At 61.2% G+C, this 11,970-nt stretch carries 8 protein-coding genes; 3 read left to right on the top strand and 5 right to left on the bottom strand.

Going from position 1 to position 11,970, the window contains the following annotated elements:
• Positions 1-167: 167 nt before the first annotated feature.
• From DWW03_RS04285 to DWW03_RS04270, 4 genes are all read right to left on the bottom strand, one after another.
• Positions 168-2,201, bottom strand: coding sequence for a M13 family metallopeptidase (locus DWW03_RS04285; protein WP_370803541.1), 2,034 nt, complete (start codon positions 2,199-2,201; stop codon positions 168-170).
• Between the two features lie 79 nt (positions 2,202-2,280).
• Entirely contained in the window at positions 2,281-3,543 is a 1,263-nt protein-coding gene (locus DWW03_RS04280) for a phosphoglycerate kinase (RefSeq protein WP_015546876.1), read from the bottom strand.
• Positions 3,544-3,701: 158 nt separating this feature from the next.
• Positions 3,702-5,024, bottom strand: a complete 1,323-nt coding sequence (locus DWW03_RS04275; RefSeq protein WP_015546875.1) for an ABC transporter permease — start codon at positions 5,022-5,024, stop codon at positions 3,702-3,704.
• Between the two features lie 87 nt (positions 5,025-5,111).
• Positions 5,112-6,032, bottom strand: coding sequence for an ABC transporter ATP-binding protein (locus DWW03_RS04270; protein WP_118406367.1), 921 nt, complete (start codon positions 6,030-6,032; stop codon positions 5,112-5,114).
• A 599-nt stretch (positions 6,033-6,631) separates the two neighbouring features.
• Between DWW03_RS04270 and DWW03_RS04265 the strand changes: the two genes are divergently transcribed.
• Together DWW03_RS04265 and DWW03_RS04260 are read left to right on the top strand one after the other, a co-directional pair.
• A complete protein-coding gene (locus DWW03_RS04265) occupies positions 6,632-7,546 on the top strand; it encodes a glycerophosphodiester phosphodiesterase family protein (protein ID WP_015546873.1) in 915 nt (304 codons plus the stop codon).
• A 9-nt stretch (positions 7,547-7,555) separates the two neighbouring features.
• Positions 7,556-8,926: an MFS transporter gene (locus tag DWW03_RS04260; protein ID WP_015546872.1), complete on the top strand. Its 1,371-nt coding sequence runs from the start codon at positions 7,556-7,558 to the stop codon at positions 8,924-8,926.
• Between the two features lie 80 nt (positions 8,927-9,006).
• On the opposite strand, the gene DWW03_RS04255 is transcribed toward DWW03_RS04260, so the two are convergent.
• Positions 9,007-9,405: a hypothetical protein gene (locus tag DWW03_RS04255; protein WP_015546871.1), complete on the bottom strand. Its 399-nt coding sequence runs from the start codon at positions 9,403-9,405 to the stop codon at positions 9,007-9,009.
• 112 nt (positions 9,406-9,517) lie between these two features.
• On the opposite strand from DWW03_RS04255, the gene DWW03_RS04250 reads away from it, so the two are divergent.
• A complete protein-coding gene (locus DWW03_RS04250) occupies positions 9,518-11,968 on the top strand; it encodes an ATP-binding protein (protein WP_022062135.1) in 2,451 nt (816 codons plus the stop codon).
• Positions 11,969-11,970 lie beyond the last annotated feature (2 nt).

Here is an 11,970-nt window from a genome sequence, read left to right as displayed (position 1 = left end):
GAAAACTCCCTGCCGTCTTTTTTATTGAATGAAGCGTTCCGGACCGGGGCGTGATTCCGGTGGGCGTTTACCGCCCCTGAAGCCCGCTTCTCAAGCGGGCGGGCGCAGAGCTGGATCGTAAGCCAGAATGGCCCGGCACCGCCCCTGAAACCCGCTTCTTAAGCGGGTTACCAGATGATTACGCGATCCTGTTCGGGCAGGAACATCGGTCCGTCGGCGATCGAGAAGGCGTCGTAGAAATCCTGCAGGTTGCGCAGCGTGGCGTTCACGCGCCATTTGCCCAGCGAATGCACGTCGAGCTTGGTGAGACGGGCGATCTCCTCGTCGCGGATGTTCTGCGCCCACAGCGTGGCGTAGCCCAGGTAGAAACGCTGCTCGGGAGTGAATCCGTCGATCGGGGCGGGAGCCTCCCTGCCTGCGAGCGAATTGCGGTAGGCCGTGCGGGCAACGCGCAGGCCGCCCTGGTCGGCGATGTTCTCGCCGAGCGACAATGCGCCGTTGGCGAAGATCGCAGGCTGTCCCTCCTTGGCGGGCAGAACCTCGATCGCGTCGAACTGCTTGACCAGAATGTCCGTCTTGGCCTTGAACGCGGCGGCGTCCTCGTCGGTCCACCAGTTGTTCATGTTGCCGTCCTTGTCGAAATTGCGGCCCTGGTCGTCGAACCCGTGGGTCATCTCGTGGCCGATCACCACGCCGATGGCGCCGTAGTTCACCGCGTCGTCGGCGTCGGGGTTGTAGAACGGCGGCTGGAGAATGGCGGCCGGGAAGCAGATTTCGTTGGTCGTGGGATTGTAGTAGGCGTTCACCGTCTGGGGCGACATGTGCCACTCGTCCTTGTCCACGGGCTTGCCCAGTTTCGAAATGTTGTCGGACGTATACCAGGCGTTGGCCTCGACGATGTTCTCCCAGTAGCTCTTCGCAGGGTCGATCTTCAGCGTCGTGTAGTCCTTCCACTTGTCGGGATAGCCGATCTTCACGGTGAAGGCCGCGAGTTTCTCCTGCGCCTTGGCTTTCGTGGCGTCGGACATCCAGTCGAGGGCGGCGATGTGCTGACCGAGGGCCGTTTGCAGGTTCTTCACCATGTCGAGCATCCGGGCCTTGTCCTTCTCGGGGAAGTACTTGGCCACGTACATCTCGCCGACGGCTTCCGAAAGGGTTCCGTTGGGCACCGACATGGCGCGCTTCCAGCGGGGTTTCTGCTCCTGCTTGCCCGACATCACGCGGCCGAAGAAGTCGAACGACGCGTTGATGAAGTCGTCGCTCAGGTAGCTGGCGGCTGCGCCGATGTACTGTGCGGCGAGGTAGTAGCGGATGTCCTCCAGCGGGGCGGTTTTCATCAGTTCGTTGGCGTTGGCCAGGGCCGAGGGGGTCGTCACGATGATCTGCTCGAAATCGCCGATGCCCATTGTCTTATAGTACTCGGCCCAGTCGATGGCATCGTAGGCCTTCTCGAAATCGGCCTTCTTCGTGGGGTTGTACATGGCGGGGATGTTGCGCAGTTCGACGCTCGACCAGTTTTTCTCGGCCAGCTTCGTTTCGATCGACAGCACGCCGGCGACGGCCTTGTCGATGTCGGCCTCGGGAACGCCCGACAGCCGGAAGATTTTGCCCAGATACTCCTTGTAGGCGGTGCGGATCGACTCGTTCTCGGGATCGAGGTAGTAGTCGCGGTCGCCCATGATCAGGTCGGGCTGCGAGGCGTAGAGCGCGTTGATGTCGCTGTTCATCAGGTCGGACTGCACGCCCACGCCGAAGAACGGATTGGCGATCGAGGAGTGGAGCCTGGCCACTGCGGCGGTCAGCTGCGAGCGGTCGCCGATGGCGAGAATTCCGTCGACGGCGGCCTTGATCGGAGCGGCGCCCTCGGCGTTCAGGCGCACCGAGTCGAGCCCCATCTTGTAGAGGTCCGAAATCTTCTGCTTGACGCTTCCCGGCTCGGCTTTCTGCTGCGTCATGCCGGAGAACAGCTCGTTGATGCGCTTCTCGTTGTTGTCGCGCAGGATGTCGAACGAGCCGTAGCGCGCATATTCGGGCTTCAGGGGGTTGTTCTTCTGCCAGCCGCCCGTGGCGTACTCGTAGAAATCGGCGTTGGGGGCTACCGACAGATCGAAGTTCGCCATGTCGAGGGCCGGGGTCTTGGGGGTATTCTGACAGGCTGTCATGCAAGCCATTGTTGTTGCGAAAAGAATGATTTTTTTCATGTCGTTCGGGATTTGATAAAACGGGGACTTCCGTGAAAACCGGAAATCCCCGCCGTTGTAATTGTTACGGTATGCCCGGTTAGTCACGGATGGCCGCAACGCCCGGCAGGTCGCCGAATTCGATGTATTCGAGCAGCGCGCCGCCGCCCGTCGAGATGTACGACACCTGGTCGGCCAGGCCGAACTTGTTGATGCAGGCTACCGAGTCGCCGCCGCCGATGAGCGAGTAGGCGCCGTTCTTCGTAGCCTCGGCGATGGCCTGGGCCACCTCCTTGGAGCCGGTTGCGAACTTGTCGATCTCGAACACGCCCACGGGGCCGTTCCAGAGGATGGTCTTGCAGCCCAGGATGTGCTCGCGGAAGACCTTTTTGCCCTCCGAGCCGATGTCCAGACCCTCCCATCCGTCGGGAATGTCGTTGGCCGGCGCCTCCTTGGTGTTGGCGTCTGCCGAGAATGCGTCGGCGATCAGCGCGTCGGGCGACATGACCAGCTGCACGCCCTTCTTCTTGGCCAGCTCGAGGATCTCGAGCGCTACGGGGAACATGTCGGGTTCGCAGATCGAGCCGCCGACCTTACCGCCTTGCGCAGCCGCGAAGGTGTAGGTCATGCCGCCGCCGATGATGATCGAATCGACCTTCTCGATCAGCGCCTTGATCACGCCGATCTTCGACGAAACCTTCGATCCGCCCACGATGGCGCAGAACGGATGGGCCGGGGCCTCCATCAGCGAGGAGATGGCCTTCACCTCTTTCTCCATCAGGTAGCCGAACATCTTGTCGTTGGGGAACTGTTTGGCGATCAGGTAGGTCGAAGCGTGCTTGCGGTGGGCCGTGCCGAACGCGTCGTTGATATAGCAGTCGGCCAGCGAAGCGAGTTTCTTGACGAACTCCTTCTGCGGACCCTCTTTCAGGGCCTTCTTGGCGGCGTCCTTCTCCTCCTTCGAGGCGTCTTCGGCCAGGCCGCGGGGCTTGCCCTCCTCCTCGGCGTAGAAACGCAGGTTTTCCAGCAGCATAACCTGTCCGGGCTTGAGGTTTTTGGCCATTTCGGCGGCCTTCTCACCGATGCAGTCGCCGGCGAACTCGACCTTCGTGCCGAGGTTTTTCTCGACGGCGGGAACGATCTGCTCGAGCGAGTATTTGGGATCGGGATTCTTCTTGGGACGTCCCATGTGCGACATCAGGATCACCGAGCCGCCCTCGGCGAGCACCTTCTTGATGGTGGGGATGGCGGCGCGGATGCGCGTGTCGTCCGTCACTTCGCCCTTCTCGTTGAGGGGCACGTTGAAATCCACGCGGATGATCGCGCGCTTGCCTTTGAAATCGTAGTTGTCGATCGAGATCATAGCTATTTGATTTTTAAGTATTTTGTTGAAATGATTTTCGGTAAGTCCTAATTCGGGACAAATTTATGAAAATATTTTAAGAATCTGTTATTTTGATAACAGAAAAACAGGTGCCAATTTTTAATTCTTAATTTTTCATTTTTAATTGACGCCCGGCGTCAGTACTTGTACCGTATCCACTTGAACAGCTCCTTGAGCGACGGTTTCTTGCCGTACATGAAGATGCCCACGCGGTAGATCTTCGCCGCGAACCACACCATGCCCACGAACGAGGCGTAGAGCACCACGAGCGAGAGAGCGACCTCCCACAGCGGAATGTCGTAGGGGATGCGTGCCATCATAACGATCGGCGAGGTGAACGGAATGATCGAGAACCAGAAGGCCAGTTGCGAGTTGGGGTCCTTGATGACGACGAACATCATCAACAGCGCGAGGATGATCGGCAGGGTGATGGGCATTTGCAGCTGCGAGGCGTCCTGCACGTTGTCCACGGCCGAACCCACGGCGGCGAACATCGCCGAGTAGAGCAGGTAGCCGCCGAAGACGAACAGCAGCAGACTGACGAAGATCTTGACGATATAGCCCAGGTCGGTCATGGCGGCCACGGCTTGCAGCATCTCGGGGTTCATGCCGGACATCGAAGCCGCGTCGGGCATGCCCTGCTGCATGGCCTGGGCGCTCGCCATCACGTCTTCGGGCATCAGATGGGGCATCACCAAAGCTCCGACGCCGGCGATCAGCACGCCCCAGAGCAGCACCTGTACGATAGCCACCGAAGCCACGCCGAGGATTTTGCCCATCATCAGGTCGAAGGGGCGCACCGACGAGACCATCACCTCCAGCACGCGGTTGTTCTTCTCCTCGATCACCGACTGCATGACCATCGAGCCGTAGATCAGCAGGAACATGTAGAGGATGAATCCCAGGACGTAACCCACGCCCGTGGCCACGGCCGACGACTGCGCCTGCGTGTCCTCCTCCTGCGACTTGTCGTTGCGGAAGGTCTGCATGTTGACCGAGGTCTTCACCTCGTCGAGGATCTGCGAGAGGTTTTCGATGTTGTAGGCCTTGAGTTTCTCGGCTTCGAGGATGCGTTCGATCTGCCCCGTGATGTTGCTTTCGAGGGAGAGCGACGACGACGAGTTGGCGTAGAGCCGGACGTTGTTCGGGTTTTTCAGGATGTCGCCGCCGATGTAGAGCACGCCGAATTTGTCGGTCAGCTGCTTGCGGGCCTCCTCGGTCGGGAGTTCCGTGGTCTCGAAACGGATCTCCTCGTCGTTTTCGAGTTTCGGGGCCACCAGCCCGCTGTCGTCGATGACGGCGATGACCTTCTCGTCGCCCCGCGAGAACTGCATGATGAGCGCCGGGGCGGCCATCAGCCCGATCATCAGCACGGGCATCAGCAAGGTGGTGATGATGAAGGATTTTTTACGTACGCGCTCGTTGAACTCGCGCTGGATGATGATGGATATGTTGGACATGACAGGATGTGATTAAGTCGTTTGTCGTTGGTTTTCGAAACTCCTCCCCTCTTCAACGGGGGATTGTCGTCTGGCCGGAACGGCTTTTCATAACGAGCCGTTCACGGCTCTGATGAAAATGTCGTTCATCGAGGGGATGATCTCGCGGAACGAACGCAGTTCGACGGCGTCGTTGACCGCGCTGATGACCCCGCGCACGTCGGCGTCGCTCTCGACGTGGAGCTTGAGCGTCCGGTAGACCGACTCCTCCTGCGTGCCGTCGAGGATTTCGCAGCGGCCCGCGACGGCCTGCCGCAGGGTCTGCTCCTCGCCGCGGTAGGCCACTTCGAAGATGTTGGAGCCGTGGCGGCGGCGGATTTCGTCGACCTCGCCCGAGAGGATGTTGCGCGATTTGTTGATCAGCGTGATGTGGTCGCAGATCTCCTCCACCGAAGACATGTTGTGCGTCGAGAAGATGATCGTCGCGCCCTTGTCGCGCAGCGCCAGGATTTCGTCTTTCAGCAGATTGGCGTTGATCGGGTCGAAGCCCGAGAACGGTTCGTCGAAGATCAGCAGCTCGGGTTCGTGCAGGATCGTGACGATGAACTGCACCTTCTGGGCCATGCCTTTCGAAAGTTCCTCCACCTTCTTGTCCCACCACTCCTGGATGCCGAACCGGACGAACCACTGCTTCAGCCGCACGACGGCTTCGCGGCGCGAAAGGCCCTTGAGACGGGCGAAGAAGACGGCCTGTTCGCCGACCTTCATCTTCTTGTAGAGACCCCGTTCCTCGGGCAGATAGCCGATGCGGTAGATGTCGTCGGGAGCGATCTCCCGGTCGCCGAACAGCACGCGGCCCGCGTCGGGCGCCGTGATGCGGTTGATGATGCGGATCAGGGTCGTCTTGCCGGCTCCGTTGGGTCCGAGCAGTCCGTAGACCGAACCTTTGGGGATGGCGAGCGATACGTCGTCGAGCGCCGTGTGCGAAGCGTAGCGTTTGGTGACGTGTTCTACTGTGAGTAAATCCATAGTCGCTGATGTTTTGTTTTTGGATCGTTACGGCGACAAATATAGGAACAAATTTTGAATATCAAAAAATATTTATCGTTTTTCGATAAAGTTTTTCGAATGTCTCTTTGCAGGACATTCGTATGGCGGGCGGGACCCCATGCAGGGGTTATGATCCGGTTCGCAGGACGACGGGGCGGACGGGGCTTTCGGATCGGCGGGAGAGGCGTCGGGCGGGTTTCGGAGATGACGAATTTCATCCCGGGGAGCTGCCGGGAGGCGGAAATTTCCGGTGTCGGAGTGCGGGCGGTTTCGGTTTCGGTTTTGGCCGGGGGGGTGTTCTTCGGGTTTCGTCGGTTTGGTTTGTTCGGGCGGGCGGTTTTGCCCGTTAATCGGGGACCTTGCCTGTATATAGTACGAAAAAAGACCCCGGCATACGTAACGGACGTTGCGATTTTTTATCCGGGAGTGTTGCATTTGCGCGAAAATTCGTTACATTTGTACGGGCCTTCGGACGATTTCGGTTTTCGTTCGCGGAGATAGGGCCGGGTGGGTGTTCCGCATGGTTTTGCGGAGCGCTGTTTTATGTACCTTATTTAACCCAATTTAAATTTCTAAAAATGAAAAAACTGCTGATCCTTTTCGCCTGCCTTCCCCTGCTCGGGGCCTGCACGCAAACCGAACCGGTTTCCGGAAACCGCGCTGCGGCGATCGTCGCCGAAATCCACAACCCCCGCTCCAAAAACGTCGTCGTGGCTTCGCACCGGGGCGACTGGCGCAACTACCCCGAGAACTCGATCGCCGCCATCGAATCGGTGATCGGCATGGGCGTGGACATCATGGAGCTGGACCTGAAACTCACGAAGGACAGTGTGCTGGTGCTTTGCCACGACCGGACGATCGACCGCACGACTTCGGGCAAGGGCCGCGTCTGCGACATCACCTACGACTCGATCCGGCGGTGCGTGCTGAAGACGGGTCACGGCGTGAAGACGACGCACCGTATGCCGACGCTCCGCGAGGCGCTGGAGGTGTGCAAGGACCGGATCGTGGTCAATGTCGACCAGGGTTACGAGTACTACGACCTGGTGCTGGCCGTCACGGAGGAGCTGGGCGTCACGGACCAGATTCTGATCAAGGGCAAGCGCAGCACGGATGCCGTGGCCGCGAAGTTCGCCGAGCATCCGCGCAACATGATGTACATGCCGATCATCGACATCCTCAAGCCGCAGGGCAGGGCGCTTTTCGCCGAGTATCAGGAAAAGGGCATCGCGCCGCTTGCCTACGAGGTCTGCTGGAACAAATACACCCCCGAGGTGAAGGAGTGCATGGACAAGGTCGTGGCGGGCGGCTCGAAACTGTGGGTCAACTCGCTCTGGGCCTCGCTCTGCGGCGGGCTGGACGACGATGCGGCCTTCGGCGGCGACCCGGCGGAAGTCTACGGGAAGCTGGTCGACATGGGGGCCACGATGATCCAGACGGACCGTCCCGAACTGCTGATATCCTACCTCCGCTCGCGCGGGCTGCATAATTAAGGAGCTGCAATGAACCGCATTTCCCGCTTCTACCGCATCAGCGCCCCCGCTCCCGCCCGGGAGATGGACGAGGCCGCCCGCGACAAATACTACCGCCGCCTGCGCATGCAGGCCTTCATCGCCGCCACGCTCGGTTACAGCCTCTACTACGTCTGCCGGACGAGCCTCAACGTGATGAAGAAACCGATTCTCGACAGCGGCTCGCTGGACGCCTCGCAGCTGGGCGTTATCGGCTCGGCGCTGCTGTTCGCCTATGCCATCGGCAAATTCGTCAACGGATTCATCGCCGACTACTGCAACATCAAACGCTTCATGGCCACCGGCCTGATCGTCTCTGCGGCGGCCAACATGCTGATGGGCGTGCTGGGGCTGATGCACTCGGTCATCCCCACGGCCGTGATCTTCATCGCGTTCGCCGTGATGTGGGGCCTGAACGGCTGGTCGCAGTCGATGGGCGCCGCCCCGGCGATCATCTCGCTCTCGCGCTGGTATCCGCTGAAAGAGCGGGGGACCTACTACGGTTTCTTCTCGGCGAGCCACAACCTCGGGGAGTTCTTCTCGTTCCTGTTCGTGGGTTCGATCGTGACCTTCGCAGGCTGGCAGGCGGGCTTCTTCGGCTCGGCGATAGCCGGGGCCATCGGCGTGGTCGTGATCCTGCTGATGCTGCACGACACCCCGGAATCGAAGGGTCTGCCTCCGGTGGAGGCGCTGGCGCACGAGAAACCGGCGGCCTCGGCCGACAAGTCGGTGAAGGAGATTCAGAAGCAGGTGCTGCGCACCCCCGCGGTATGGATTCTTGCCGCTGCGAGCGCCTTCATGTATATCTCGCGCTACGCGATCAACGGCTGGGGCGTGCTGTTCCTGCAGGAGGCGAAGGGTTTTTCGGACGTCGAGGCGATCTCGGTGGTCTCGATCAACGCGCTGCTGGGCATTCTCGGCACGGTGCTCTCGGGGTGGTTCTCGGACAAGCTCTTCAAGGGCGACCGGAAGGTTCCGGCGCTGATTTTCGGCGTGCTGAACGCCGCGGCGCTGGCGCTGTTCTTCTACGGAGGCAACGCCATGTGGGTCAACGTGCTGTCGATGGTGCTGTTCGGCATCGCCATCGGCGTGCTGATCTGCTTCCTGGGGGGCCTGATGGCCGTCGACATCGTGCCGCGGAAGGCTACGGGCGCCGCACTGGGCGTCGTGGGGATGACTTCCTATATCGCTGCGGGCATTCAGGACGTGGCGAGCGGCTGGCTGATCGACTCCAACATCACCGTTGCCGCCGACGGGGTGAAACACTACGATTTCGGCCCTGTGGCGATCTTCTGGCTTGCGGCGGCGGTCATCTCGTTCCTGCTGCCGCTGTTGAACCGCGGCAAGGTCAAGGAGTTTTAGAAAACCCGGAACAGATTCGAAAAAAAACGTTGCAGGGCCTTTGCCTGCAACGTTTTTTCGTTTGTGCGGAGCGGGCCGCTTTATCGGTCGACGCCCTGTTTTCCCTGCTCCGCAGGCCGGACGGTGATGATGCTGTCGACGACGAACTTCGTGAAGCCCCGCCAGGGCAGCGCCCCGAAATACTCCTTATAGTGCAGTTCGAGCGTCTTTCCCCCTTGCAGCATCAGCTCGCGCGCCAGCGCTTCGTTCTCGACCGAGAACTCGAACTCGTAGGACTGGATCGACCCGGCGGCTTTCGAGCGGATGCCGGTCTGGATCAGTTTGCCTTCGTAGGTCTTGAAAAGCACGCCCTTGTAGACGACGTAGTTCAGTTCTCCGCTCTTGACGCCCTCGCCGAAGACGAAGAAGAACCGGAAGTAGGCAGCCGCCGCCAGCACGGCGGCAATCGTTATCGTAATCAGTACCCAATGCTTTCTCATGGTTTTCGTGCGCCGGTTTTGTCCGTGCCCTCGCCGCAAAGATAAGCATTAAATCGTGCCGCCGTGCATTTTCCGCACGCGGGTTTCCGGGCTTTTTCGTATATTTGGGCCTGTGAAGGAGTCGAAATTCGTCAAAACGAAGATCGTGGCGGGCTATCTCCTGCTGATTGCGGTCTGTATTCTCTCGGTGGGCTACGTCTACCGGGTGGCGGTCCGTTTCTCGGCGCCCGACCGCAGTTACGCTCTGCTGCATACCAAGCGCAGCGCCGTCAACCGGACCCTCTACCACCTCTACCAGGCCGAAAGCTACGGGCAGCTGATGATCGCCGGATACGCCTCTTACGAGGCGCGTTACAGGCGGGAACTGCGTACCGTGCGGGCCTCGATCGACTCGCTCCGGGCGCTGACCGTCGGCGGGGATTCGTTGCAGACGATGCGTCTGGACAGCATCACGCGGCTGATCGCCGACAAGGAGCGCCGCACGGTGAGCCTGCGCCGTTCGATCCGCGCCGGGGCCACGGCGGGCCTGCTGGACAAGAACATCCGCAGTCTGATCGGTCCCCGGGAGGCCGTCGTGGCCGATACGATCCCGTTCCGCAGCATCGTGCGGCAGGACACGACGGCCGTGCCGCGCGCCAAACGCCGCTTTTTCCAGCGGCTGGGCGATCTGTTCAGTCCCCCGGAGGCCGATTCGAGCCTCGTGATCTCGCGCCGCGAGACCATCGCCCCGGTCATCCCCGTCGACGCGGTGAAGGACACCATCGTGCTGGTGCTGCAAGCCTTGCAGGACAGCGTCACGAGCAACCGGCAGGGCATCTACGACCATGCGTGGCAGGAGGGGCTGCGGTTGAGTTACAGCAACGAACTGGTCAATACGAAGATATACCGCCTGATCATGGACTTCGAGGCCGAGGACACGGCCTACCTGATGCAGCGTATCGAGCGCAACGAGGCTTTCCGCAGACGGTCGTCGCGCATCCTGGGCGGCGTGGCCATCGGGGCCGTGGTGCTGATGCTCCTGTTCGTCGGGATGCTTTGGCGCGACATCAATCGCAGCAACCGTTACCGCCGCGAGCTGGAGCGCGCCAACCGCGACAAGGAGTCGCTGCTGGAGGCGCGCGAGAAGCTGATGCTGGCCATCACGCACGACATCAAGGCCCCGCTGGGATCGGTGATGGGCTATATCGACCTGCTTGCGCGGCTGACGGGCGACAAGCGGCAGGAACTCTACCTGCGCAACATGAAAGGGTCGTCGGAACACCTGCTGGCGCTGGTCAACAGTCTGCTGGATTTCTACCGGCTGGATATTAACAAGATCGAGGTTTGCTGCGTGGCGTTCAGTCCCGCGCAGCTGTTCGAAACCATCCGTGCGGGATTTGCCGCCGCGGCCGCCGCAAAGGGGTTGGAACTGCGTCTGGAGGCTGAACCGGCCGCCGCGGGAGAGGTGTCGGGCGATGCGCTCCACATCCGTCAGATCGCCGACAACTTGATTTCCAACGCCTTGAAATTCACCGACGAGGGGTCGGTGACGCTCCGCGTGGACGTGGTGCGGGGGCGGCTGGTCTTCTCGGTGCGCGACACGGGCCGCGGCATCGGCCGCGAGGAGAGGGAACGCATCTTCGCCGAGTTCGTGCGTTTGAGTTCGGCGCAGGGAGTCGACGGATTCGGGTTGGGGCTGTCGATCGTCGACCGTCTCGTGAAGTTGTTGGACGGTACGATTTCGCTCGAAAGCCGTCTCGGAGAGGGGAGCAAATTCATCGTGTCGGTCCCCGTCGGTGAAGCGGCGGCCGGGAGTGCGGCTGCCGGAGCCGAAGAGTCTGCGCCCCAGGCGGGACTGCGCGTGCTGCTGGTCGATGACGATCCCCTGCAACTCGAAATGACCGCCGCGATGTGCCGCCGTGCCGGGGTCGGATGCGAGAGCTGCCAATATCCCGAGTATGTCGCCAAACTCGTCGGCGAGAGCCGTTTCGATTTGGTGCTGACCGATTTGCAGATGCCGTCGGCCGACGGGTTCGGCGTGCTGGAGGCGGTGCGCGGGGTCGATCCCGGGCTGAAAGTGGTCGCCGTGTCGGCGCGCGGGGACCTGGGCGCTGCGGATTTCGCGGCCCGGGGTTTTGCGGGGTGCCTCCGCAAGCCGTTCACTTACAGCGAACTGATGGCGGCGATACGGGCGGCCTGCGGCAGCGGGGAGATCGTCCCGCAGGGCGGGGACCCGGAGATCCCATCGGCGGACGGGGTCGATTTTACGGCTCTGACGGCCTATGCCGGGGACGATCCCGAGGCGGCGCGAAGCATCCTGCGCTCGTTTGCCGAACAGACGGCGGGAAATTGCGCGGAGCTTGAAAGGGCGCTCGGCGAGGGGGATGCCGCGACGGTGAAGACGCTGGCGCACAAGATGCTGCCGATCTTCACGATGCTCGGGGCGGCGGAGGTCGCCGAGACGCTGCGCCGGGGCGAGACGTGCGAAGGGCCGTTGCCGGAGGCCCTTTGCGGCGAACTGCGTGCGGCGGCGGGAAAAATCCGCGCGATTGTCGCGGAAGCTGAAAAAACGCTATCTTTGTGAAG

Source organism: Alistipes sp. AF14-19 (assembly GCF_003461645.1).
Classification (GTDB): domain Bacteria; phylum Bacteroidota; class Bacteroidia; order Bacteroidales; family Rikenellaceae; genus Alistipes; species Alistipes shahii.
This window is presented reverse-complemented; position numbering and strand designations above follow the sequence as displayed.